The sequence below is a fragment of the Ensifer sp. YR511 genome (genome assembly GCF_900103045.1).
Lineage (GTDB): Bacteria > Pseudomonadota > Alphaproteobacteria > Rhizobiales > Rhizobiaceae > Ensifer > Ensifer adhaerens.
On record NZ_FNGR01000036.1, the window covers coordinates 1 to 25366 of the forward strand.

A 25366-nucleotide genomic window follows, 5' to 3' on the forward strand; every position below is an offset into this window, starting at 1 on the left:
CGCGTCGACGAGCGCGTGGATTTTGCTTGTAAGCCCGCCGCGGGAACGTCCCATGCCTCCATCGTCTCCATCCCCTTTTTTCCCGTGGCCGCATGCTGGTGAACGCGGACACAGGTCGAGTCGATCATGACGATATCGCCATCGTAAGCCTCGGAAACCGCCTCAAGAAGCTTGTCCCAGACACCGGCCTTCCGCCAACGGACGAAGCGGTTGTAGCAGGTGGTCGGCGGACCGTAGCGCTCCGGGATTTCCGCCCAAGGCGAACCAGTCCGGAACCGCCAAAGGATGCCATTCAGCACCCGCCGGTCATCGACCCGAGGAACGCCGCGGGGTTTGTTGGGCAACAGTGGTGACAGGATCGACCATTCGTGATCGGTAAGTTCGTAGCGGCGACGCGTCATACAGCCTCCCTTATCCGGAAGCCTTGAATCACGACACGCGAAAAACACCAAGCAATTTTATGAGTTTACGACCTAGCAAAGACTGCGCTCTCCCTCTTTCCCGCCCGTCACGTCGACTTGTGACCATCAGGTTATATTTCGTCAGGTGATTTATGTCAATAATATTATCAATAATTCAAACGATGATAAGTACTTCCTTGTCTCCTCGACGCGTAAGCCTGGGTACCGTATGGGGTCACCCGAACACGCCACGCCGGCTTAACGGTCGTAAACGTTGGCTCCAAGCACCCACCGCGCAAACAGCGTAAAGATGACAAGGATCACAATCTGGACCGTCGCGATTGCGGCCACCATTCCAACGTCGCCCATCTCCCACGCCTGAAGCAGACTGACGCCGAGTACTTCGCTGCCAGGCGAAATCAGGAAAACTGCTGTGGCGTATTCTTTAGTGATCTGAATGAACACCAGGACGAAGGCTGAGATGGCAGCCGGCCTTACGATGGGCAGAACGATGCGGCGGCATCCCGTCCACCAGCTCGCTCCCATGACATTTGCGCTCCGGTCGAGGTCGGCAGAAATCTGATGCATTGTCGGCGCGATCGTTCCCAGTGCAATTGGCAAGAACTTCGAAACGTAGACCACCACGAGAACAGCGATGGTGCTTCTTAACTCGCCCAAATAAGGGATCATGAGTATGATGTAGAGGAAGCCAAGCCCCGAGACGATACCAGGCACGGCCCTCGGTAACATCGCAACATATTCCAGCGGCACTTTGTAGCGGAAAGCCGAGCGATAGAGGACGACCGCAAGGAGTGCCGTAAACGTTGCCGTGGCGATGCCACCGAACAAGGCAATTTGAAGGGTATTGGTTATGGCCCGGCGATATATGTCGTTGTCGATCAGCGATGCGAAGTGCTGCAGTGTCAACACTTTCCAGAACGGGATCAGCGGACTGAGAAAACTAACCACTGACCGCAAAAAGATCGCAGCGACAGGCAGAACAACGTACATAAGCAAATATAGCCCAACCAGGACAAGGATCGGCCAGCGAGCAGCACCAAGCGCCAATGGACGCGGTCGAGTGGCCTTACCCGAAACAGTCGTGTATCGGCCCGCGCCTACGAGCAGACGGTTTTGTAGCCAAACCAATGCGACAACCAGAACCAGAAGGAAGACCGCTATCGCGCCTACCAATCCGTAATTGGAGTCAAATCCACTGAAGGCCTGTTTGTACAAATAGGGCAAGAGCAGTTCGATCCCCGCCGGTTCTCCGTATATGAGAGGGATGGCCAGCATCTCCATGGAGTTCACGAAGATAAGCGTTGAGCTGTAAATAAGTGCAGGGGACATGAGCGGAAAGGTTACGCGACGAAGGATGCGAAGCGTCCCCGAACCGCATACGCGGGCTGCATCTTCCATTGAAGAATCGGCAAGAGCGGCTGAGCCGACGCAATAGAGGAACACCAGAGGTGCCTGGCTGACGCCCGAGACAATCGACATGCCCGTCAAAGAGTAGAGATCCCACGGAGCCCAGCCGAACGTTGTCTTGCTCAAAAGCGTCAAGTAGCCCGCCGGGCCGTACAAAATGAACCAACCGAAAGCGATGATCATCGGGGACACAAAGAGCGGCCACAACACGACGCTTCCAAGAAATCGTCTTCCTGGTACATTTGTGCGCGCGATGAGAATGGCCTGAAAGGCGCCCCCTGCCACTGCAATAATCGTCGACAAAATAGAGAAGATCAAAGAATTGAGGAGTGCAGAGTGAAAAGAACGGCTCGTCACCAATTCGGCGAAATTCTCAATCGTAAACTCATGGCCCGATCGATAGAGGGGCCTATCGATGAGGGCTTGGTAGAAGAGCGGCACGATAGGAGAGAGAATGAGTAAAACGGTCACCAATGACAGACCGTACTGAATGGCGATGGATCTCGTCTGGGACTGGCCCTGGAACTTGCGGTAGCTGGGATCGGTCGCGATGATGGATAGAGACGTCATTGCGTTTTCCTGGAAACTCTAACGGGAGTGGCGCGGGCACTAATGACCCGCTCCGAATATTCACAGCCAGGAGCTTTGTTTAAACGTGGTGTGCCTTCTTCCAACGCTCAATCGTTTTCTCGAACTCCGCACGTTCAGACGGATCGTATTTAACGTAGACCAATTGATCCGACGGCACCTCTTTCTTGATACCATCATAGGTCCAGCCGGGAACATCTCCCTGCTTGATTCTGGAATGGTACGCTTCCCTCCCCCCTTCAGCGACAGCCTTCTGACCATCAAACGAGACGACAAAATCAAGCATCAGCTTGGATGAGTTGGGGCTTCTGGTTCCGGCGGACACGGCTCCGAAGCGCGCTCCGACCGGTGTGCCATCCTTGAAAAAACCCCATCCGGCCAACTGATGTTTGTTAGGATCCCGGTCAGCTGCCACGCCATTGGTAAGGTTGTGGTTATAGGTGAATATATACTCGCCCGAATAGAGCTTCTCCGCCGCAGCCGCCCCGCCGCTTTCCAGTTTCGTCATGGGTCCAAGGAAATCGAGCCATTCCCAGATCTGCTCGCCATGATGTTTCACCATCTGGTAGACGACAAGACTGTAGTAGACGCTCGCTGGCGCGTTGTAGGTGCAGATGCGGCCATTGAAGATGTCCGGGTTGGCTTTTGCCTTTTCGTAAAGGTCCTTCAAACCTGTCGGCACCAGATTTTCAGGCAACAAAAGCTTGTTCCACATGTAGATTTCCGCGCTCAATGTCGCGGCATAGACTCCCGGCAACGGTTTCGCCCAGCCTTCAAGGCTCGCATCTTCGGGGGATTTGTAGACCAGGATTTCCTTGTCGGCACTCAACTCTGACCAGATTTCCGGCGCATTGATGTACAACAGATCCGCCGAGCGGCTATTGGCGCCGCGCTCGGTTCGGTAGCGTTCGAGCGCTTCTCTGGGGTTTAGGTCTAAAACCGACACCTCAATCCACGGGTATTTTTCCCGGAAATGCTTGATGATCGGTGCCCAGTTAGATGTCGCGAAGGTGGTATAGATCAGCAAGGGCTGCTCTGCCTTAGATCCTTCCACGATCACTTGGTATCCTGCCGGATAGAACGCGGGAAAAGCTTGCGTCTGCGCGGACATTCGTGCCGGAAAAAAAGCGGAAGCGCCAAGGGCAGATGCACTTAGAATAAATTGCCGTCTTTTCATGTTGTTCCTCCACTCTGTTTGATGATGAGATGCAAATTCTGATCCTCCTCGATCGGAACTTGCACCCGAGTCCTGCGCGGGAATTGGCCAATTCCGCCTGCTCGATGTGAATGCAGGTGACCATTCGTCGTGGCAGTTGCAAAGCGCGGGCGAAGTGATATCGCCCGCGCAACGAGCATCATCTCATGCCGACGCCAGAGCCTTCGCAGCACTGGGCAAACCAGCTTCACGACACAAACACGCCGCGGCTTCACAGGCTCCTAATGGACGGCGTTCAACGCGCCTAGCTGCCCGTTCATTCCACTGCCGCTTCTCCAGGCGACTTTTGAGCCGGACCAACGATGGCGTGACGAATAAATATTGTCAATATAATTATTAATATTGCCACTTGGATCAAACGTCATTATCAATAATCTTACTGCAGGCCGCTGCCGAGAATCAACCTTCAAGCCATCGAGCACAGTGACCCACGACTTCGGGCCGTCGAAAGCCACTGGATTGCACAGGGATCGCAACTCTCCGATCGGCCAGCCAAACGTCTGAGGATGATCGTTTGCCATCGGCGGCAAGGTTCAAGGAGCGGCGACCGGCAAACATTATCAATCTGGTAGGGAGGAACTCCAATGATGATCAACACCGCAAAGCAGGAATTGCAGAAGGGAAATATCGCACTCGGCTATCAGATCCGCACGCAACGCTCCATTGAAGTCGTCATGATGGCTAAGGCATTTGGCTATCACTTCATTTACATCGACCTGGAGCACGGATCGATGGACCTCGATGTCGCCGCACAACTCTGCCTCGCTTGTGTGAGCGAGAAGATAACGTCTTTTGTACGCGTGCCCACCAACTCTCTCGATATTGCTACGCGCCTTCTCGACTATGGCGCGCAAGGGATAATCGTACCGCACGTCAACACGGCCGATCAGGCTAGATACATCGTTGAAACGCTACGCTTTCCGCCCTACGGCAGTCTGTCCGAATATGGCGGTTCGTTCACGCGCTGGGCTCCGATGACGAAGTACGAGCGGATGAAAATAAAGAACGAAAATGTTCTCATATCCGTATCCATGGAAACAGTGGAGGCGCTCGACAACGTCGAAGAAATCGCCTCGGTTGCCGGCATAGATGTGATCAGCGTCGGCTCGAACGACTTGTCTGTTGAAATGGGGATACCGCAGAACGATGATCACCCAGATCTAATTGAAGCCTATGGAAAAGTCGTGGCGGCGGCCAAGAAACATGGCAAATTCGTGCGCCTTGGCGGCGTCTACACCGAAGCCTTCTTCCCTAAGGCATTGAACTGGGGAACGCAGTTGCTGGTCCTCAGCGGCGATCGCAACATCGAAGACGACATGCGAAGCAAGATTGCGAACTATAAGAAGGCCTTTCCAGCCTGAGCTTCCCTGCCGCATCAGATCAGATAAACGGAGGAATTCCTATGACGAGCAAGTATATCATGCTCAACGGAAAACTCGTCGATTACGACGACGCGAAGATCCACGTGCTATCTCCAGCAGTCGCTTATGCAACCTCGGTCTTCGAGGGATTGCGAGCTTACTATGTCAACGACCGGTTTCTGTTGTTTAGGGGTTTGGAACACTTCGACCGCCTGAATGCCTCGATGCGAGCACTTCGTTTCGAGGAGCAATTTTCACCGGAAGATCTTACACAACAGCTTGCCAGGCTGATCCAGGCAAATGGATGGCGTCAGGACGTCCACGCACGCGTGCTTGTCATGATGGACGGAGCCACGAGCATGCTTTCACGAGGCAGCGCCGTAATAGCAATGACAGCCGGCCCTTTTGCCCCAAATAAGTACCTGGAGCGCGGCCTCAAACTTGGCACTTCGACATGGCAACGGGTCCAAGAGAGCTCGCAACCACCACGCATCAAAGGCACCGCCAACTACAGCAACGGCCGTCTTGCCATGATCGAGGCCGACGAACACGGTTATGACATGCCTCTGATGTTGACCCGGCATGGAACAGTTTCAGAGACGCCGGTTGCATCAGTCTTTATGATCCGCCGCGACAAGATTTTCACGCCCTCGGTGACGGAAGGCATCCTGGAAGGGATAACTCGGGACAGCGTAATTCAACTCATCGCAGACGAGATGGGACTTGCTGTCAACGAGCGGCCGATCGATCGAACGGAGCTCTATGATGCAGATGAGGTCTTTATGTGTGGCACGGGCTGGGAGATCACGCCGGTGGCAAGCATAGACAATCTTGCACTGCGCGCAGGGGCGCCTGGGCCAATTACCCGTGAAATCACGCGACACTACATGGATGCAGTTCGCGGCGCCAATCCCCGATATGCCGGTTGGATCCGGGAAATCGACATGGCTCGACAACCCGCCTGAACCTGTGGCGGCGCGACCTGCGCCGCCATAAAGCGCACGCTTCCAGAGGCCTCGGCACGCGCTCCTCGGCTTTGAATCTCCTTCGTAGCGAACGACACGTCGACGTGTTTCGCAGGTTTCCGTGGCGTTAAGGGAGGTGCACTCCTTGTTTAAAAGGCCTGGATTGGCCTGGCGATGGTGCGTGCAGTTTCTTGCCTTCGGGCTCAAGCGTGGCGTTTGGCAGGAGCGGACGAACGGCAACTTCCTTTTTTTCAACAAGCAACGGATAAACAATGACACACGATTTTCTGAGCGACAACACCTCCGGAATACTGCCTCAGGTCGCAGTTGCGCTCGCAAACGTGGCGATGGAGCGTACCCCGCCCTATGGAAACGACGGTCACACCAAGTCTCTTGACCAACTGTTCTCCCGGCATTTCGAAAAGGAGGTCGCGGTTGTGCTTACGTCGTCCGGAACGGCTGCAAATTCGCTTGCTCTTTCAGTGATCGCCCACCCCTTCGAAGCGATCCTCTGTCACGAACATTCCCATATCCAATTGCGCGAAGCAGGAGCACCCGAGTTCTTCACGCAGGGAGCAAAGCTCGTCCCGCTCGGCGGGGTTTCAGGTAAGATTGACGATGGTGAACTAGCACGCGAGTTTGAGCGTGGCAAAAGCGGCCGTGGACAGATGCTGCGCTACGCCGCGGTTAGCGTCACCCAGCCATCTGACTTCGGTTCACTCTACGACTGTGATGAGCTCAAGAGAATTTGCCAAATTGCGCATTCGAACAATGCCGTCGTCCACATGGACGGGGCAAGATTTCCGCAAGCTGTAGCGTCGCTTGCAACCTCCCCTGCCGATCTGACATGGCGTGCAGGGATCGATGTGCTGACCTTCGGAGGAACAAAAACGGGCGGCTTTGCCGCCGAGGCCATTGTCCTGTTCGATCCCTCGCTTCTTCCAAAAGCCAAATTGTTACAGAAACGCAGCGGTCAGACCCTGTCCAAGATGCGGTTCCTTTCGTGCCAATGGCCCGCGCTTCTGGAGAATGACGTTATCTACGAGGCAGCACGGCATGCTCGAGCGCAAGCGAGGAACCTCGCTGACGGACTGGTGGAACTTGGCTTGGAAATCACCCACGCCGTCGAGATCAACATGGTCTTTGCGAGCCTGCCGATCTCGCTGGTCGATTACCTGCGTGCTGCAGGCGTTTCCTTCCTGACGACGGATGCCGCATCGGAAAGCATGACTGCACGGTTTGTCACTTCATTCGAGACGAGCGCACAGGAACTGGAAGCGCTCCTCGATTTGGTTCGCACCTGGCAAACCTGACGGAAAATGTACTTTCGGGGGTCTCGATGGGGCTTGAACTTCCCACACCCGGTCTTCGTCGCACCGCACGGCGAGGCGCAATTTGGCGAGCTTGAGCAACAGACCTCGCTGGCTCACCGTTAAACCGTTTGCGGGTGGGAATATCAGTTGACCATGGGGGATTAGTGCAGAAGCCGCCAGTGGCCCGGACACTGCGCCGCGCCTCAGCGCGAGTTCAACAGTAGGCGACGGTTACCACTGTTGAACACCGGATCGCACAAGCTAGCCGCACCTGGTTGAAGATGAACGTAGCACAGGTGATACACCGCCAGATGGCACGTTTGAAGGCAGCTTTTGCCGCGGCCTTATGGCAAACGAATGCGTGTCGGCACTGGCGCTGAGCCATCTACCTCGAACAGGCTGCAGGCGCGAGACGGTATCCAGAGCAGAGCCCGGTCCGCCATTAGATCGCGCTGGGTTTCAACCTTGATCCTCCGGTCGTCCCCGAGAGATACCTCATACTGAATCGTGTTACCAAGATAAGTCGCCCCCTCGATTTTAACGTTTATCTTCGCACCTGTCTCATCCATGGCGGTGTCTTCCTTGAGCAGATCAAGACGCTCTGGCCTCAGTGCGATCCGGACCGGCGCGCCCCTCGAAAGTTTTCGATTTGATGGTGCTGTGATGATCTCGCCCGACGAAAGGCGGACGAACATATCGCCATGCGCTGGCGCCTGACCGACGGCTGTACCATCCAAGAAACTCGTCGTTCCAATAAACTCCGCCACCGTCGGGTTACTAGGTTGGTTATAGATTTCACGCGGGGTTCCGAGTTGGGCAATGCGCCCTGAACTCATCACTGCGATGCGATCGCTCAGCGCAAGCGCCTCGGCCTGGTCGTGGGTCACGTAAATCGTCGTTATGCGAACGCGCTCCTGAATCTCCCGAAGCCAGCCCCTGGCACGTTCTCGCAATTTCGCGTCGAGGTTCGACAGCGGCTCATCCAGGAGAAGGATAGAGGGTCTGTATACGAGCGTCCTTGCAAGCGCCACGCGCTGTTGCTGCCCGCCGGAAAGCTGATGTGGGTACCGATCTCCCAGCTTGCTCAGTTCGACAAGCTTCAGTACGTCGTCCACCCGACGCGTTATCTCCGCTTTCGGTACCTTCCTCAACTCCAGTGGAAAAGCCACGTTCTTTGCGACAGTCATGTGTGGCCAGAGCGCATAGGATTGAAAAACGAGACCGCAGTTCCTCCGCTCTGTGACCAGATACTCGTTCCTGGCACCATCGAAGAAGGTTACGTTTCCAGCGACGATGCGACCGGATGTAGGGCGGTCCAACCCAGCGATTGCGGCGAGGGTCGTTGACTTCCCGCAACCGCTGGGCCCCAGCAGCGTCAGGAACTCTCCGTCCTGGACTTCGAAAGAAACATTGTCGACGCCGACAAAAGAGCCAAACGCTTTGACGAGATTCTCAACTATTAGCTTTACCACGGGACCCCCTTCTTATTGATCTTTGAGGGAGAGCTGACACAAATCTCCCGGGGATCGCGTTGGTCCGAAAAGACGTGGCGTCGATCACCGTCCAAAGGGGATGAGCCTACCTTTGGTATGCGTCATGAAAAACTCCTCCGCTGTGAACGTAGATTTTATCAACCATTTATGTCAATAATAATATTGATAATACGAGCATCTTGACCACGGCGGATTTTAATTTCTATGTCAGGCTCAAGAATTGCTCAATTTCCGAACCAGGAACGCGGAAAATGCCAGAGAATGCAGCTGCCAGCGAAGCTTTCAAGTTGAATGAGATCGTCAACGAATTGGAAGAGGACATCGTCTTCGGCAAGCTTCACCCCAATGAGCGGCTAATCGAAGACGAACTATTGGCCCGTTTCCAAACAAAGCGCCATATCATCCGCCAGGTTCTGGTGGAGCTAGAGAGAATCGGGATCGTTGAACGCGTCCCGAACAAAGGCTCGCGAGTCAAATCCTATTCGGAAGAGACCGTGCTCCATCTTTACCAGTTGCGCGACATTTTGGAAAGCAACGCTGCCAAGCTGATCCCACTTCCTGTTGCCGACGGCGACCTTGAGATGTTGCGTCAGATCCAAGCGGAACACGATAGCGCTGTTAAAAGGAAGGACATTCAGTCAGCCTTCCGGATCAACATTCGCTTCCACCGAGCGCTGTTTGAGCTAACAGGAAATCCTTTCCTTACAAAAGTGATCGAAGAGTACGCAAATCATACGCACGGCTTTCGTTTCTACGCGTTCCGCCGACCCGAAATGCTTGCTCGCTCTCGCGACGAACATCATGAGATCATAAACGCTCTAGAGCGGAGTGATCGAGCCATGCTGGTGAAGCTCTGCCGAAACCATCTCATTCCCGCTCGGGATCTCTTCATCCAAGAGAGTTTTAGGACCAATGCGTAAATATCAATAATCTTATTGACAATCCTGACGGCGTTGCTACCCTCACTGCATTCTCGCGATGGAGGGGAACGCCGTGCGACAAGTGAAACTGCCGTCATTAGAAGCTGGCGCTTGTGGGTCGTTGTTGTCGCAAAGCGCTTATTCTGCTCAAGTTCTCACCCCTTCTGGTGCGCGCCAGATTATTTGGTCGGGTGCTCGAACAGCCCAGCATCACCGCACCTGCTATTCGCCTCAGCCGCGAAATGCCTGGGACGCCCAATTCCGCGGTAAAACCCGACAATCCGATGATCAACTAGAGCAGCTTAGAATCTGAATTTCCAATCTTCCGGGCATTCGAGCCAGCAATTTGGTTGGCATCGAAGTGGGATCTAACATCCCTCATGCGTGGCGTTTGCTGAAAGATAGGCCCCAAACAACCTCACCCGATACGCCATCGCATCGGTGCTGTGGCTCATTGTTGCGAAAGATCATGACCAAACGTTACCCCTGCCCCGTTCTTTGCCTCGGCGTAATTCCACAAGACGTCGTAATGCAACTCGCCTCATCAGGCTATCGGGTGATGTCAGAGGATCATTTCAGCACGATAGGCGAACCTGCATTGACCGAGGTCCGCGGCATCCTCCGCCAGGGCAATGCCGTTGTTCGTACGCAGTTGTTCGAGCGCCTGCCGGAACTGGAGGTCATCGCAAGCGTTGGCGTGGGCTACGATGCGGCGAACGTAGCGACCGCACTGCGCCATGGTGTCCTCGTATCCAACACACCGGGCGTGCTCGATGCGGAGGTAGCAGATTTCGCCGTTGCTGTGCTCCTTGCTGCCATTCGGCAAATCCCCCGCGCAGACGCCTACGTCCGTACCCGCGAGTGGCTGAATGGGCCTTTTCACAATACTGCGACGTTGCGCGGACGGACGGTGGGGCTCGTTGGAATCGGGAGGATCGGCGAACAGGTTGCCAAGCGGATTTCGGCTTTCGACGTCGAGGTCGTCTATCACAGCAGGAGCCCACGGTGCGATCTGCCATGGCGGCATTTTCCAAGCCTCAGCTCGATGGCAGGTCACGTCGACACGATGATCGTTATCGTGCCGGGGAGCCCGGCGACTGAACGCTTGATCACTGCGGAAATTCTTCATCGTCTAGGTCCGTCCGGCATTCTGGTCAATTTGTCCAGAGGCAGCGTCGTTGATGAAGCAGCGCTCCTTCAAGCGCTGGACAGCGGCGCCTTGCTTGCCGCCGCCCTGGACGTGTTTGAAAATGAGCCCGCGATAAACGAAGCGTTCCTTGCATTTCAGAATGTCGTTCTCACCCCGCACACGGCGTCAGGAAGCGCGCACACGCGCAAAGCCATGTGGCAGCTCGCCTGTGACAATCTCACAGGCTGGCTCGAAAATCGGACCCTCTTGACACCCGTCCCGGAAGTACTCGGCCTTCTAAAATCCATGAACTGAACGAAAGCAGGAACATGAGCGATCAGCCCACAAAAAAACACGGTCTTCAACGAGGGCTAACCCACTACGGCGACGATGGGTTCAGCCACTATTTGCGTCGTACATTCGCAAGCTCGATGGGGTTCAGCGACGAAATGCTGTCCCGCCCTATCGTGGGCATTGCAAACAGCGCAAGCGGCTTTAACAATTGCCATAGGCATTTCCCGGAGCTTGTGGAGGCCGTCAAACGCGGCGTTCTGGCGGCAGGCGGCCTTCCGTTGGAGTTTCCCACCATTTCCCTTGGCGAAGCGTTCGTCTCACCGACGACGTTCAAGTTTCGCAACTTGATGTCCATGGATGTCGAGGAGATGTCGCGAGCCCAACCGATCGACTCGCTCGTGTTAATTGGTGGATGCGACAAGACCGTGCCGGCACAGCTGATGGGTGCCGCATCGGCGGGAATTCCGGCCATCCAGCTTGTAGGCGGCCCGATGTCTACGACCCGCCATCAAGGGGAACGACTTGGCGCATGCACGGACTGCCGCCGTTTCTGGGCACAGTATCGAGCAAACAAGGTCTCGCAGGAGCAGATCTCGGCGATTGGAAGCAGGCTGGCAACAACCGCAGGAACATGCGCCGTGATGGGAACCGCGAGCACAATGGCCTCAGTGGCCGAAGCGCTTGGGATGATGCCGGCAAATTCGGCCGCGATCCCGGCTATCGACGCCGACCGCTTGCGCATGGCTGAGGAAACAGGCCGCATTGCGATGTCGCTTGTCGATTCCGATCTGGTGCCGCGCGCAATCATGACGCCCGAGGCGTTTGAAAATGCCTTGACCGTGCTAGTGGCGATTGGCGGCTCAACGAACGCAATCATTCACCTCACCGCCATTGCGGAGCGGTTGGGCATTGCCATTGATCTCCAGCGGATGAACGAAATCAGCGATCAAACGCCGGTGCTGGTTGACCTCAAACCTACTGGCCAGCACTACATGGAGGATCTTCACGCGGCTGGCGGTATTCCTGCCGTAATGAGGGAACTCAAGCATCTTCTTCATCTCGACTGCCGAACGGTAACGGGAGAAACGGTCAGAGATCGCATCGAGCGAACTCCCGGTTGGACTGATGTTTCGATCATCAAGACGGTCGAAAGTCCGGTCCGTTCGAACGGAGGTCTGATCGCCTTGTTCGGCAATCTTGCTCCCAGAGGTGCGATTGTTAAGAGGTCCGCTGCCGATCCTCGTCTCATGGAGACCGAAGGCCGGGCCGTGGTCTTCACGTCATTGGCGGATCTTGCTCAGCGCATTGATGACCCTGAGCTCGACGTTACGCCCGAAGATTTTCTCGTACTCCAGAACGCTGGTCCTTGCAGCGACGCAGCGATGCCCGAAGCCGGCTTCATCCCCATCCCCCTGAAACTCGCGCGACAGGGTGTGACAGACATGGTTCGTATTTCGGATGCACGGATGAGTGGGACCGCATACGGAACTGTGATCCTGCATGTTTCACCTGACACAGCTTCGGGCGGTCCGATTGGAGATATTGTGGATGGCGACCGCATTTCAATCAGCCTCTCAAAGCGAGAGCTGATCTTGCACGTCGATGCCACAGAACGGGAGCTCCGGCGTCAGGCCAGGCCTGTTTCCGCTACCGCTCAGCGACGCGGATGATCGTCTTTATCACGAACAAATTCTTCAAGCTGATGAGGGGTGTGACTTCGAATTCCTAAGGCAGGAACCGCATCAGACCCAAGGTATCTGACACGCAATATCCGAAGTTTCGTAGGGAGGCACTGAATGAACCAGCCGATTCTATCCGACGGTGAATATTGTTACCGCGTGAACGCGGAATGGGCCAAGTTTCCGCCAGGTTACGTCATTCGCGACGTACCCAGTGTCGCGGTCGACCACAGCGACAATGTCTATCTTTTTTCGAGAAACGACCATCCCGTGATGGTTTTTGACAGGGAGGGGAATTTCCTCCGCTCCTGGGGCGAGGGTCAATTTGTCCGCCCTCATGGCGCTCAAGTGGGCCCTGACGATTCGATTTATCTCACGGATGACGAGCTTCATGTGGTCAGAAAATATGATCTGTCTGGTCGCCTGCTTCTCACGCTGGGGCAGGAGGGCACTCCGTCAGGCTTTCTGAGCGGTCGCCCGTTCAACCGCTGCACAAACGTCGCGATAGGGCCGAAAGGCGAAATCTACGTATCCGACGGCTACAAGAACGCCAGCGTCCACAAATTTGATCCCGACGGTCGCCTCCTGAGGAGTTGGGGCACACCCGGATATCGACCGGGAGAATTCAGTCTTCCGCACGATGTGGCGTGTGATCGCGACGGCTTTGTCTATGTCGTCGACAGGGAGAACTACCGCATCCAGGTGTTCGATGGAGACGGCAACTTTGAGGGGCAGTGGACAGATATATTCAGGCCACTTGGTGTTTGCGTTGTGGAAGGAAAGGACACAAAACGCTTCTTCGTAGCGGGCGGAGCCCCCAGCACCGGGCCTGTTTCGGACTGGCGTGGGCTTGGCCCTTACATCAGCGTACTGGATGAAAATGGCCAATGCCTTGCAAGGCTCGGCAGCGGAAAACCGAGCCCGGAGCCGGGAGGATTTATTTCACCGCACGGCATCGCCGTCGACTCCCAAGAGAATATCTATGTTGGGGAAGTTGCCAGGAATTCCTGGAGGAAGTATTTTTCGACACCTCTGCCGGACGATTTGAAGACCTTCCAAAAACTTGAGAAAGTTGCGATGCAAGTTCTCTGACAACGCGGAACTTGGTCGAACCCATCTGCTGGAGCTCAATGTTTGGAACGCGACCTCTCGAGAACCAGGTCCGCTTTATTGGTGGGTCTTCAAGTGCAGAACTGACCGGCCCGACGGATTGTCTTACCCTCAGAGTAGGCAGTCCGGCGGCCGAACCGAGACGCAAGGTTCCGGATCAGCGCAGTCGACATCGGGGTGAAGCGCTGGCGACACTTTAGCGTGGATCGAGGGCGTCACTGCTCCCCTTCGCAAGCGAGGTAACCTGCATGACGACTGTCCGTATAGTATCGACCATCCGCATGCCCACTACTCCGTCCGCGGCGACTATTCGACCAGAATTGAGACGCCGTTTTGGTGGACAACTGTTGGATGCCGATCAGTGCGGAACGGCGTTAACAGCGTCGTGCTAATAGCGATGACGTTGTCTTCCTACCCCGCAATATTAATCCATGCGAATGAGCGCCGCGCGAGCCGGGCTTGCCCATGCGCCCCGCTTTGATGGCGTAAGCCCAGATGCTGCAAGCATCTCGGCGAGACGCACAGCCGCATCAACGCCATCTACAATTGGGATGCCAACTTCGCGCTGCAATTCGGCCTGAAAGTCGGACATGCCCGCACATCCCAGTATTGCAGCTTCTGCGCCGTTCTCGATCGCGCTATTGATCAAGAAGGTGATTTTTTCGCGCGCTCCGCTTTCAGGATCGTGCAGTTCGAGTACAGGTATGTCGCTAGCAAGTATCTGAGGGCAACGTCTTTCAAACCCGTAGCGCAGAACGTTTGCCTTCAAGATTGGAACTGAACGAGACAGCGTTGTCACTACACAGAACTCCTGTGCGATAAGACTCGCCACATGCAACGCCGCCTCGCCGATGCCAACCACCGGACGGCTGGACAGCGCGCGCGCGGCATCAAGGCCCGTATCGTCGAAACACGCAATGATATGCGCCATCGCACCCGCATTCTCTGCGTCCTGAAGGGCCTTGAGAAACCCTGGCAGACACATGGCTCCATCAAATGGACCTTCGATAGCCGAAGGACCCGACTGCGACTGGCTGATCAGCAGTTCCGTCTCAGAAGTGGCGGAACGGCGGGCTGCCATACCAATCGCTCTCGTCATTTCTTTTGTCGTGTTGGGATTGATTACGGATATCTTCATTTCGATCTCAATTTCCATTGAACGGATCAGTTGCGTGTCCACATGTCCCAAGCTTGGGACATGTCCGTAAAGTGATTAGGATGCTGCTAGACGGTCTCGCCCGGCTTGCTATGGAACGACTACGTCCTGCAGATTGCGCTTGGGGCGTTGAAACCCACCGACGCTGCATCCGGCATCACTCGCAGAAGGCCGTAGCGCACCATCATCGCTGCGTACCGATCGGTAGCATCGGCGCAGATGTTCAGATTTCTTTGCCATGTGCCGCTGGCGATGAGATGCTGCACAGTGCGCTGCATCACAGTGGTGTTGCTCTGCTTAAGGCGCTCTGCAACAATCGCAGCAGTGTCGCTCGCATGGCCATCGAGTATCCAGTCGACCGCGCGCGCTATCGCCCGCTGAAAGCGGTGCATCGGCGAGTTTGCAAACACGCTGCCGCGCCGGGCATAGTAAACGCTCCAGGGAACGGGGCCGGCGGCGTCCGCCATGGTCGCGGCAAGAACGTAACCGGCATCGATCAGCGCGAGGGCCGTTGTCGGCTCGGCAAGGAAAAAATCACCAAGGCCCTCCTTCCACAGGCGCTGCATGGTTTCAATGTGTAGATCGCGCACGACCTGAACCCGCCCCAGATCGACCCCGCGTTCCTGGAGCACGCCCTCGAGAAACATCCATTGACTGGTTGCCGCGAGCGCGAGAACTAGGCGCTTGCCCTCCAGTATCGCCCAGTCGAATGGGCCATGGATAGGCGTGCGGGAAACCAGCATGGCTGGATTTCGGTGGCAGACGGCCGCAAACGGGACGAGATCCGCTATCCCGAGGTCGCGATAGGCGAAAGGCAACCATATCCCACCGAGTGCTATGTCGGCCTTGTCCGCAACGAGATTGTCGGCAAGCCAGGAACCTGCCGGCCCAGCATCGACGCCGAAGGTCACATCCAAGTCTTCGTCACGGAAGTACCCCAACGACTCGGCGACGTATTGCGGCGCAAATTTCGCCGCCGGAGACGATTCAGTAATGCGGAGCTTGTCTGGCACGCGGCAACCTCTAAAGAACGCTGGCGAGGAAGGCGGCTGTTCGCGGATTTTTGGGTGCCGCGACCACTTCCTTAGGTTTGCCCTGCTCGACGATGGTGCCTTGATCCATCAGAACCAGTGTGTCCGCCACCTCCAGCGCAAAGCCGATCTCATGGGTGACAATGACCATGGTGCGGCCCTCCTTGGCCAGGTCCTGAATGACCGCAAGCACCTCGCCGACAAGTTCGGGGTCGAGCGCAGATGTCGGCTCGTCAAACAACATCAGCTTGGGTTTCATCGCCAGCGCGCGCGCAATAGCCACGCGCTGCTGCTGGCCGCCGGATAACTGGACCGGAAAATTGTCACGCTTGTCGAGCAAGCCGACACGCCTGAGGAGCGCAGTCGCCTGCGACACAGCTTCCGGCTTGGTCATCCTCCCGAGCAAGACGGGCGCTTCGATAATGTTCTCGATGACTGTCTTGTGAGGAAAAAGGTTGAAACGCTGGAAGACCATACCGATTTCTGCACGCCGCGCCGCAAGCTGTTTTTCTCTCAGCTCATGAAGCCGCCCTGCGCGTTCTTCGTAACCAACAAGCTGGCCGTCCACGCGCAGCTTACCGCGTTCGATTGTTTCCAAATGATTGATGCAGCGAAGAAACGTGCTTTTCCCGGAGCCAGAAGGCCCGACTATGCACAGCACCTCGCCCTTTTCGACCTCCAGATTCACGCCACGCAGTGCCTGGAACACTCCATAAGACTTCCAGATGCCTTCTGCCGATACCATCGTGCTCATGAGGCGGCTCCTGCGAAGGGATTGACGGACCGCCCGATACGGCCGATGAGAGTTTGCGGCTGCTGGCGCACGGTGTCACGCTGGAAATGCCGCTCGAGATAGTACTGGCCGATACTCGCAACCGTTGTGAGGGCGAGATACCAGATCGAGGCGACAATCAGCAATTCGATGACCAGGAAGTTGCGAGCATATGTGTTTTGCGCCTGCGTTAGGAGATCGTGGGTGCCAATGACGGAGACCATGGCGGTCGCTTTCAGCATACCGATCGCCTGGTTGCCCGTAGGCGGAAGGATGACCTTGACTGCCTGCGGCAGAACGATGCGGCGCATGGCTTGCCTTCTCATCAGTCCAAGCGCGAGCGACGCTTCCATCTGTCCATTGTCAACGGACAGGATGCCGCCGCGCACTATTTCGGCCATGTTTGCGGCCTCGTGGAGCGCCAGCGCCAGCAGACCGGCGCTATAGGCCGAAATCAGCATATTCGTGGAGATGGAGTATTCGCCGATCTGTACCACGGGAATGAAGAGCGCAATGTTGAACCAGAAGAAAATCTGTACCATCAGCGGTGTGCCGCGGAAGAACCAGACATAACCTGCCGCCACACTACTGAGCACAGGGTTGGCGCTCATCCGCATCACCGCAAGTACGACGCCGATCACCGTACCGATAACCATGGCGAGAACGGTCAGCTCAATCGTGACCAACACGCCCTTGAGGATCGCCGGATTGAAGAGATATTCCGCAATCGCGCTCCACTGGATGCTTTGGCTTGATGAGACGATGTATGCGAAGAAGGCGAGGAGCCCGAGCACCGCCGCAGCCCCGAAAATGCGACCCCAATGGCGCAGGGGCACAGTTTCAAGCTCGGCCCCCGAGGGGGCGTTGATATTGTCCAAAATGCCGGTCGACATGGCGTGCCTCTCCACTTCAATCAATTGTTCGGAAGATTTGACGCATCGTTAAGCCGCGCGTTCTCGATGGCGAGAGGAGCCAGTTCCCACTTCGCCAGCATTTTCGCGTAATCGCCGGAATCGATCAGCTTTTGAAACGCGGCCATCACGGCATCGCGCAATTCGGAATTGTCCTTGGCAAGTGCTATGGTGTTGTAGCCGACATCCTGACGGACTTCGGGAAGCGCTTCCAGTCCGACGCCGTTCTGGATCTGGTGCTTGGTCGTGTAGACACCCGTGGCATAACCTCCGACCGTGGCGGCGGCTCGACCGGTGCGGACCGCGATCAGCACCTCAGGCTGCTTGGGGATCGAAAGCACTTCGATGGGCGTCTTGCACTTCGTATCCGACGTCTTCTTCACCAGGGCTTCCTGGGCTGTCCCCACGCCCACTGCGACCTTTTGGCCACATAGGTCTTCCATCGTTTTGATGCCCAGGGGATTACCCTTTTGAACCATGATGGTCTTGCCGTCATACATGTAAGGGATCATATCGAGCTGCTTCTCGCGCTCGAGTGTGGCGCCCATGCCGGAAATCGACATGTCAAAGCGCTTGGCTTTCAAGGCGGGGATGAGTGCGGCGAAGTTGCCAAGATCGGCGATCTCAAACTTGACACCGAACATGACGCTGAAGGCGTTGATGATGTCGGCATCGAGGCCGATGATTTCCGTGTTGTCTGGTCCCATGAAAACAATCGGCGGCGTATAGGCCGTGGTGGCAACTGTCACCTTGCCTGCATCGCGAACGGATTTAGGCAGCTTGTCCTGTAGCGCCTGGTCGAAGACGACCTCGGCAACAGCCCCTTTAGGCAGTCCGGCAAAGCCGGAAAGCAGCAGAAGAGCCGCAGCGATTCCCTTGTTCACATTCATGCGTCGTTCCCTTTTTTGATTGTTGGCCTAGCTATCAATCGCCATTGCCTTATATGCGAATTGTTGGAACAAAAGTTTCAGCTTGTCAACGTCAATTTCTCCTCCATCTGCGCCTCTCTCCAACTGTTGCGGCTCAGGATTGTATATTGATTCCCCAGCAATTCGAGGGTTTGAGCACGATGCCACTTCGATCTTTGCGCGAAACGTTTCGGAAAGAAAGCACTGAAGTTCGCCCATTCCTCTTGCCCATGGGCCGCCCCTCGTGCATTCTTTTGGAAACTTTTGTTTCATGATCTAACGTTTGAGGGTGCTGATGTTGACGAAAATCGAGAGTGATGCCACGCGGAGATGGGAGGGCTTGCTCGACGGCTTCACTCCCAGTTTTGACTTTGAACCGGTCCCACCATTACCGCTGGAGGAGTTCCAAGACCGATTGCGACGGATTCGCCAGGAGGCTTCGCAGGCCGGACACGACGTCATGCTCGTCCACACAGACGTAATCGGCTGGTATCACACCTCCAACTCCTACCTTCGCTATATCTGCGACTGGATGCGTGAGGGAATGCTCATTATTCCCACGGATGCCGACCGCCCGCTGACGCTCCTGTCCTTCTACGGCAGCTCGGTCATCCTCCCGCCCGCAGGCGAGCCACTTCTCGTTGAGGACATCTGGCAGATCGCCCCCTGGGGCCGCGAATATCTTGACCGGCCGGGGTCCGCCATCGACAAGACGGCCCAAGCCTGCACGCAGCACCTTGTGGCAAACGGGTTGGATCGAGCACAAATCGGCCTCGTGGGAGACCACACATCCGAGCCGTATTGGCACGCACTCAAGGGCGAACTGCCGAAGGCGAGGTTTGAGCCGGCGCGTAGCATCCTCGATCGCATGCAGCGCGTGCGCTCACCGCGCGAAGTTGCGCTCGTTCGTGCCGCCTCGCAGCTAATCAACATTGGTTACGAGGCCGCCTGTCACGTTACGCGGCGGGGCGTCACTGATCACGAAATCTATGCCGCCTTCACCTACGCCCAACTCGCCCGCGGCGGGGAAACGGGCGATGGCTATCAGATTGGCATCAATGAATTCGGCACCCATTGCGGCAAGCCCTATGGACATGTCGTACGGGACGGCGATCTGATCAACCTGTACGTCTCCAATGTCACCTATCGCGGCTACTATGCCCAGACCGCCCGCATGATAGCGGTCGGCAGTCTTACGGATCGTCAGGAGGAGGTGATTGCCGTCTGCCTCGAAGGCATGCGGCGAGCCGAGGCCGAGATCCGTCCCGGCGCGCTTGCACGGCAAGTCAACAACGCGGCCTTCACCGCCTATGTAGACCGTGGCCTGCTAGAGAATGCCGAGGCCCGCACGATGCCGTTCAACTGGGAAGCGATGCCCAACGGTTCGCCACGACTTGTGCCCCGCCAGTATGTCTCCTCGCCTAGCTACGAGGCACAGGGACGCAAACTAATGCATGTCTACCCCGCCACCCACGGCCCGCATAATCCCAATCTCGGGCATTCGGTCGGGATGCCCAAGACATCGAGCTACAACATATCCTCCAACAACTACGGAGCACTGGAGGAGGGCATGGTCTTCGTGCTCCATGCCCAATGGCTGGAGCCACTCTCGGCAGGCTGCAACATCGGCGATTGCTACGCAGTGACGACCGAGGGCTACGAGAACCTCAGTCGTCACACCCCACTGGAGCCACATCGCATTCGCTAAACGGCCCGGTTTCTGTGCGAACATTAAGGCTTCGCAACGGGGCGACGCGGCGAAGCCTTGCGTTTATCGTCGGGACCTTCGACGCGGTCGATCGAGACGACGAGACGTTCCAAGTTTTGCAGGCGTGTCCGGGCGGTCTCTCCCGCCGCGTTGAAAACCGCCCAGCCCAGGTAGTTCAATATCGTCACGGCCGAGGTGAACGAAGTGAAAAGACCCGGGATATGCGTGTGGCATCGGAGTACGATATCTTCGCTCGGATTCTCGAGGCTCAGATCGCCGATCACAAGAATCTGCGCCCCGGTTGAACGGACCTCGGAAAAAACGGTCTGCAGATATTCGGGGCGTCTCTTGAAGGCGAATACCATGAAAACATCGCCCCTCCTGAGGGAGGTGATATCATCGCTGATGTTCGATCCATTGGCGAGGACCTGCACCATATCTTTGCCGAAGCCCAGCAGGTTCTTTGCAAGATACGCCAAGCCATAACCATGCCGCACACCGAGAATGACAACCCGATGAGCGCCACTTATAGCCGCACATGCCCGGTGGATTTCCGAGGCCTGATTACCATCGAACGTGCGTCGTAGGTTCTCCATGTCGGCCTGGATGAAGCCTTCGAACGACTGGCTCTGCCCGGGCGCATCGTTCTCCTCTTCGACCCGGATGAGCGGTGAGCCCCAGAGTTTCGAGTTTCGCGCGTCACGCCTTGCCTCTCCATAGGTCTTATAGCCAAGGCTTCGGAACAACCGCGCGGCCGTCGCCTTCGACACCCCGGCCTTTTCCGACAGCTCGGTGGCAGTATAGCTTGAGAAGTCGCGCTGGTGCTTCAACAGTACGTTCGCAAGCTGGCGTTCGCTCGGCGAAAGCTCATCATAGCATTCGTAAATGCGGGTTTCTATCGACCGCATGACTTTCCAAGCATTTGGCAATGTTGCAATTTTTCTTCCTAACGCAACCGTCTTTCTGCGCATAGGATATCAAGCTGACGCTCCGTGTCCACCTGCCATATGAAAACCCGCACTCCCAAAGGTCGCCACGAATTCCTTCGGAGTACGAATCTGCAGTCCCGGGCGTGTGAGCCGTTTGATCGCTCCCTCGCCGTCCTCTGACACAGACAATGCCGACTTGACGGGTGTTAAATCAAGGCGCAATTCTCTTATGGGAGATGATCGTATCATTCGTCTCATACGCTCGAACACAATGATACAATTCACATCATGCGGCGATAATCAAGAGACCGACGATCCGCGACCTTGCAGATAGGGCCGGCCTGTCGATCGCAACCGCAAATCGGGTCTTGTCTGGATCGGAAAGCGTCCGAGAGGCTACGCGCGAAAAGGTCCAGTCAGCTGCCGAAACCATCGGCTTCTATGGCCTGGGGGCGATCCAGGCGCGCAATGCCGCCGCACGCCCGAAACTCCGTTTTGGCGTGATACTTCTCCAGCCGCACCAGCCGTTTTATCAACTCGTCTCCCGCGCTTTGTTGCAAGAGGCGGGCGCAATCGAAGCGGTTTATGTCGAGTTGTTGATTGAGCATCTCGAAGACCTATCGCCGCAAAATACAGCAGAGCGGGCCTTGGCGCTCGCCAGCGAGTGCGATGCTCTCTGCATCACCACCGCGGTCCATCCTATCGTCACCCAGGCCCTCGAAAAAATTCAGGCACGAGGTATTCCAGTTTTCGCGTTGATCTCCCAACTCGCGGCGACCGGCCAAATCCACCACATCGGCCTCGACAACTGGAAGGTCGGGCGAACCGCGGCCTGGGCCTTCGACCATATCTTCAAGAAACCAGGCAAGATTGGCCTGCTGATGGGCAATCCTCGGTATCGAAACCAGGAGATGAACGAAACCGGTTCCGCTCGTACTTTCGCGAACACGCCCAGGATTTCCAGTTGCTTGAATCCTTGTCGACCTTCGAATCCTCCGCAGTCGCGCAAGAAATGACCGAACGTCTTCTGGAACAGCATCCTGATCTTGGTGGCCTCTATGTGGCGGGCGGCGGCATCAGCGGGGTACTTGCAGCCCTGCGCGCGACCGGACGGGCGGGTACGCTGGTCGTGGTTGGCTACGAACTCATGGCCAACGTTAAGACCGCGCTCATTGACGGCGCCATGACATTGTTCATCGCCCACCCACTTGAGCGCCTCGCCGCTGAGGCGATCAGGGGTATGGTCGCCGCGGTTGCGTCAAAAGGGGACAATGCGAGCCATACAAGAATCGTCCCCTTCGAGATTTTCACGCGCGAAAATCTCTGAGCAACCAATCAAGGCGGTCCTGACGTCGCAGCCTAAGGCGACGTGGTCGAACACCAGCATCCGCCTCATCGCCCTGGCCTGGAAGTATAGCGGCGGGTATTTCGAGCTTCGTCGCCGACGCCCTGTTGTCGTCGGATCGCCCGGAGCTGACGTCCGCCAAGATCATCATCTCCGGTGGCCGTGCGCTCGGCTCGTCCGAAAAGTTCAGGCAAGTGATCCCGCCGGTTGCCGACAAGCTCGGCGCTGCCGTTGGCGCTTCGCGCGCGGCCGTCGACGCCGGCTACGCCCCGAACGACTGGCAAGTTGGCCAGACCGGCAAGGTCGTCGCTCCCGATCTCTACATCGCCTGCGGCATTTCCGGTGCCATCCAGCACCTCGCCGGCATGAAGGACTCGAAGGTCATCGTCGCCATCAACAAGGACGAAGAAGATCTTCCAGGTCGCCGACTACGGCCTGGTTGCCGACCCTTCGATGACCTGCCGGAGTTGCAGAAGGGCTTTAGGAATGGATCTGGCTTCACATCTTTTCACCTGCCCGGCCAATGTTAATGATGTCGTCCCCGCTCGGTTGGAATCCTCTTTTATTCCAAGCGACACGACACAAGGCACGTATGCGCGTGATGGTAATTTATATCCTCGCCACTTTCCCGTTTGCCGCTGCTCACTTCAGTCGCTAAGGTTTTGTCGGCAATTGGCCATAACACCAGGGGGACACCGTGGCATCAGGTACCGTTAAGTTTTTCAATCATGACAAGGGTTTCGGCTTCATCACTCCAGACAACGGCGGCGCGGATGTGTTCGTGCATGTCTCTGCCATCGGCTACGGTGGCACGCTGCGTGAAGGCCAGAAGGTCACGTATGAACTCGGCCAGGATCGCAAGACAGGCAAGTCGAAAGCCGAAAACGTCGCCACCGCTTGAGGTCGTCCGACGGGAACCCACATTTCATCAAAAGGACGCGGCCCGATCCAGGCCGGAATGACGGCGCGGTCCCGGCCCATTGGCGCCGGGGCTTCGACACCCCTTCGGGGCCTTACCAGTGGCTGCCTTCGCATCCCCTGTTTATGCGCTCACCAGACGGGCGGTTTGAGGGGCCAAGAAGGATACGGCGGGCTAGTGGCGAAAGTTGGGGTGGAATGCGACCCCGATTGATCCGCGTCGCAGATCCTAACACTGAAGGCGGTCCTCCTGGATTTGAAACGGTGTTCCTTTGTGCCGGCGGAAGTTCTGCAGCCGAACGGCCTTACGCAACATCAAGGCATAGGTACTTCAGCTCAAGATAGTCCTCGATGCCGTACTTTGACCCCTCTCGTCCTTGGCCTGACTGCTTGATCCCCCCAAACGGCGCCACCTCGGTCGAAATCGCACCGGTGTTGACGCCGACGATCCCGTATTCGAGTGCTTCCGCCACTCGGAACACTTTGGCTAGGTCCTTAGAGTAGAGATACGAGGCCAATCCGAACTCCGTGTCGTTGGCAAGTGCTACGACCTCTTCTTCCGTCTCAAACTTGAAGAGCGGTGCAACCGGGCCGAATGTTTCCTCCCGTGAGACCTTCATCGCGGCCGTCACGCCGGTCAGAACGGTCGGCTGAAAGAACAGGCCGCCCTTCTCGTCCCTTTTGCCGCCGAGCGCCACCGTCCCTCCGTTCGATACGGCGTCAGCGATATGGTCCTCGACCTTGGCGAGCGCATTTTCATCGATAAGCGGTCCGGCATTGACCCCCTCATCGAAGCCGTCCCCGGTCTTGATCGAGGCAACCCTGGCTGCAAGCTTTTCGGCGAACGCGTCATAGACGCCCGCCTGAACGTAGAGCCGGTTGGCGCAGACGCATGTCTGCCCATTGTTGCGGAACTTTGACACCATCGCGCCTTCGACCGCCGCGTCGAGATCCGCGTCGTCGAAGACTATGAACGGCGCGTTGCCGCCGAGTTCTAGGCCAAGCTTCAGGATCTTGTCGGCTCCCTGACGCATCAGAATGCGACCAACTTCGGTCGAGCCGGTGAAGGTGAGCTTTCGAACCTTGTCGTTGCTGGTGAGCTCCTTGCCGATTGAAGCAGAATCCGTTGACAGAAGGACGCTGAACACACCTGCGGGCACGCCGGCACGCTCCGCAAGCAGTCCAAGCGACAGCGCAGAAAGCGGCGTTTCAGCCGCAGGCTTGGATACCATGGCGCAGCCGGCCGCGAGTGCTGGCGCGAGTTTGCGGGCGAGCATCGCGTTCGGAAAGTTCCATGGAGTTATCGCTGCGACGACCCCGACCGGCTGCTTCAAAACGAGGATGCGTTTGTCCTGCTGATGCCCGGGAATGGTGTCGCCATAGACGCGTTTGGCTTCTTCGCCGAACCACTCCACATAGGAGCCTCCGTAAAGGATTTCGCCGCGCGCTTCCGCAAAGGGCTTTCCCATTTCCATCGTCAGGATCGAAGCAAGATCGTCGGCATTTGCGACCATCAGATCGTAAAGCTTTCGTAGGATCGCGGCCCGCTCCTTGCCTGTCATTTTAGCCCAAGACTTTTGTGCCTCGTAAGCGGCATCGATGGCTCGTACAGCGTCCGCGGGGCCAAGGTCGGGCAAGGTCGCGATCGTTTCCCCGGTAGAGGGGTTCGTCACATCGAATGTCCGACGCCTCTCCCCTGGTCCGACCCAGCGTCCTCCAACCAGGGCCTTGTCTGTGACAAGAGAGCTATCTTGCAGTCTGGAAAGCAGCGACTGGGCAATGGCCATCGAG

18 protein-coding genes and 4 pseudogenes are annotated in these 25366 nt (G+C 56.7%); 11 read left to right on the forward strand and 11 right to left on the reverse strand.

Features of this window, described 5'->3' with window-relative positions; translation table 11 throughout:
• From BLU15_RS32900 to BLU15_RS32910, 3 genes and pseudogenes are all read right to left on the reverse strand, one after another.
• A pseudogene (locus tag BLU15_RS32900) lies at nucleotides 1-401 on the reverse strand (IS5 family transposase); the annotation flags it as partial.
• Between the two features lie 258 nt (nucleotides 402-659).
• Nucleotides 660-2399: an ABC transporter permease gene (locus tag BLU15_RS32905; RefSeq protein WP_090301185.1), complete on the reverse strand. Its 1740-nt coding sequence runs from the start codon at nucleotides 2397-2399 to the stop codon at nucleotides 660-662.
• Between the two features lie 79 nt (nucleotides 2400-2478).
• Nucleotides 2479-3594: an ABC transporter substrate-binding protein gene (locus BLU15_RS32910; protein ID WP_090301187.1), complete on the reverse strand. Its 1116-nt coding sequence runs from the start codon at nucleotides 3592-3594 to the stop codon at nucleotides 2479-2481.
• A gap of 623 nt (nucleotides 3595-4217) precedes the next feature.
• Here BLU15_RS32910 and BLU15_RS32915 point away from each other — a divergent pair.
• The 3 genes from BLU15_RS32915 (at nucleotide 4218) to BLU15_RS32925 (ending at nucleotide 7272) form a co-directional block, all read left to right on the forward strand.
• Complete coding sequence (locus BLU15_RS32915; RefSeq protein ID WP_090301189.1) at nucleotides 4218-4994, forward strand: HpcH/HpaI aldolase family protein; 777 nt, start codon at nucleotides 4218-4220, stop codon at nucleotides 4992-4994.
• A 41-nt stretch (nucleotides 4995-5035) separates the two neighbouring features.
• Nucleotides 5036-5959, forward strand: coding sequence for a branched-chain-amino-acid transaminase (ilvE, locus tag BLU15_RS32920; protein WP_090301191.1), 924 nt, complete (start codon nucleotides 5036-5038; stop codon nucleotides 5957-5959).
• A gap of 272 nt (nucleotides 5960-6231) precedes the next feature.
• A complete protein-coding gene (locus tag BLU15_RS32925) occupies nucleotides 6232-7272 on the forward strand; it encodes a threonine aldolase family protein (protein ID WP_090301192.1) in 1041 nt (346 codons plus the stop codon).
• Nucleotides 7273-7616: 344 nt separating this feature from the next.
• On the opposite strand, the gene BLU15_RS32930 is transcribed toward BLU15_RS32925, so the two are convergent.
• Nucleotides 7617-8744, reverse strand: a complete 1128-nt coding sequence (locus BLU15_RS32930; RefSeq protein ID WP_090301194.1) for an ABC transporter ATP-binding protein — start codon at nucleotides 8742-8744, stop codon at nucleotides 7617-7619.
• Between the two features lie 272 nt (nucleotides 8745-9016).
• Between BLU15_RS32930 and BLU15_RS32935 the strand changes: the two genes are divergently transcribed.
• The 4 genes and pseudogenes from BLU15_RS32935 to BLU15_RS32950 all read left to right on the forward strand — a co-directional run bounded on the left by BLU15_RS32935 (nucleotide 9017) and on the right by BLU15_RS32950 (nucleotide 13879).
• A complete protein-coding gene (locus BLU15_RS32935) occupies nucleotides 9017-9685 on the forward strand; it encodes a GntR family transcriptional regulator (protein ID WP_090301196.1) in 669 nt (222 codons plus the stop codon).
• Between the two features lie 469 nt (nucleotides 9686-10154).
• Entirely contained in the window at nucleotides 10155-11129 is a 975-nt protein-coding gene (locus tag BLU15_RS32940) for a 2-hydroxyacid dehydrogenase (protein ID WP_090301198.1), read from the forward strand.
• A 14-nt stretch (nucleotides 11130-11143) separates the two neighbouring features.
• Nucleotides 11144-12869: pseudogene (locus tag BLU15_RS32945) on the forward strand (dihydroxy-acid dehydratase).
• 35 nt (nucleotides 12870-12904) lie between these two features.
• Complete coding sequence (locus tag BLU15_RS32950; RefSeq protein WP_090301199.1) at nucleotides 12905-13879, forward strand: peptidyl-alpha-hydroxyglycine alpha-amidating lyase family protein; 975 nt, start codon at nucleotides 12905-12907, stop codon at nucleotides 13877-13879.
• A gap of 442 nt (nucleotides 13880-14321) precedes the next feature.
• Here BLU15_RS32950 and BLU15_RS32955 read toward each other — a convergent pair whose 3' ends face one another.
• The 5 genes from BLU15_RS32955 to BLU15_RS32975 form a co-directional block, all read right to left on the reverse strand.
• Nucleotides 14322-15053 (reverse strand): aspartate/glutamate racemase family protein, encoded by a 732-nt coding sequence (locus BLU15_RS32955; RefSeq protein ID WP_371590261.1) that lies wholly within the window; start codon nucleotides 15051-15053, stop codon nucleotides 14322-14324.
• Nucleotides 15054-15154: 101 nt separating this feature from the next.
• Complete coding sequence (locus BLU15_RS32960; protein WP_176960432.1) at nucleotides 15155-16066, reverse strand: ABC transporter substrate-binding protein; 912 nt, start codon at nucleotides 16064-16066, stop codon at nucleotides 15155-15157.
• A 10-nt stretch (nucleotides 16067-16076) separates the two neighbouring features.
• Complete coding sequence (locus tag BLU15_RS32965; RefSeq protein WP_305765359.1) at nucleotides 16077-16838, reverse strand: amino acid ABC transporter ATP-binding protein; 762 nt, start codon at nucleotides 16836-16838, stop codon at nucleotides 16077-16079.
• Nucleotides 16835-17749 (reverse strand): amino acid ABC transporter permease, encoded by a 915-nt coding sequence (locus BLU15_RS32970; RefSeq protein ID WP_090301203.1) that lies wholly within the window; start codon nucleotides 17747-17749, stop codon nucleotides 16835-16837. Before BLU15_RS32970 ends, BLU15_RS32965 begins: the two co-directional genes overlap by 4 nt.
• Nucleotides 17750-17769: 20 nt before the next feature.
• Complete coding sequence (locus BLU15_RS32975) at nucleotides 17770-18657, reverse strand: ABC transporter substrate-binding protein (RefSeq protein WP_090301205.1); 888 nt, start codon at nucleotides 18655-18657, stop codon at nucleotides 17770-17772.
• A 313-nt stretch (nucleotides 18658-18970) separates the two neighbouring features.
• On the opposite strand from BLU15_RS32975, the gene BLU15_RS32985 reads away from it, so the two are divergent.
• Nucleotides 18971-20383, forward strand: coding sequence for a M24 family metallopeptidase (locus BLU15_RS32985; RefSeq protein ID WP_090301209.1), 1413 nt, complete (start codon nucleotides 18971-18973; stop codon nucleotides 20381-20383).
• Between the two features lie 23 nt (nucleotides 20384-20406).
• Here BLU15_RS32985 and BLU15_RS32990 read toward each other — a convergent pair whose 3' ends face one another.
• Nucleotides 20407-21354 carry a MurR/RpiR family transcriptional regulator gene (locus tag BLU15_RS32990; RefSeq protein WP_090301211.1) on the reverse strand — a complete coding sequence of 316 codons (948 nt, stop codon included), beginning with the start codon at nucleotides 21352-21354 and terminating at the stop codon, nucleotides 20407-20409.
• A gap of 326 nt (nucleotides 21355-21680) precedes the next feature.
• Between BLU15_RS32990 and BLU15_RS32995 the strand changes: the two are divergent.
• From BLU15_RS32995 to BLU15_RS33005, 3 genes and pseudogenes are all read left to right on the forward strand, one after another.
• A pseudogene (locus tag BLU15_RS32995) lies at nucleotides 21681-22639 on the forward strand (substrate-binding domain-containing protein).
• Between the two features lie 47 nt (nucleotides 22640-22686).
• Nucleotides 22687-23187, forward strand: a pseudogene (locus tag BLU15_RS33000) (electron transfer flavoprotein subunit alpha/FixB family protein); the annotation flags it as partial.
• A 167-nt stretch (nucleotides 23188-23354) separates the two neighbouring features.
• On the forward strand, nucleotides 23355-23558 hold the full coding sequence (locus BLU15_RS33005; protein ID WP_090301213.1) for a cold-shock protein: 204 nt from the start codon (nucleotides 23355-23357) through the stop codon (nucleotides 23556-23558).
• A gap of 322 nt (nucleotides 23559-23880) precedes the next feature.
• On the opposite strand, the gene BLU15_RS33010 is transcribed toward BLU15_RS33005, so the two are convergent.
• Nucleotides 23881-25362: an NAD-dependent succinate-semialdehyde dehydrogenase gene (locus BLU15_RS33010; RefSeq protein WP_090301215.1), complete on the reverse strand. Its 1482-nt coding sequence runs from the start codon at nucleotides 25360-25362 to the stop codon at nucleotides 23881-23883.
• Between the last annotated feature and the right edge of the window lie 4 nt (nucleotides 25363-25366).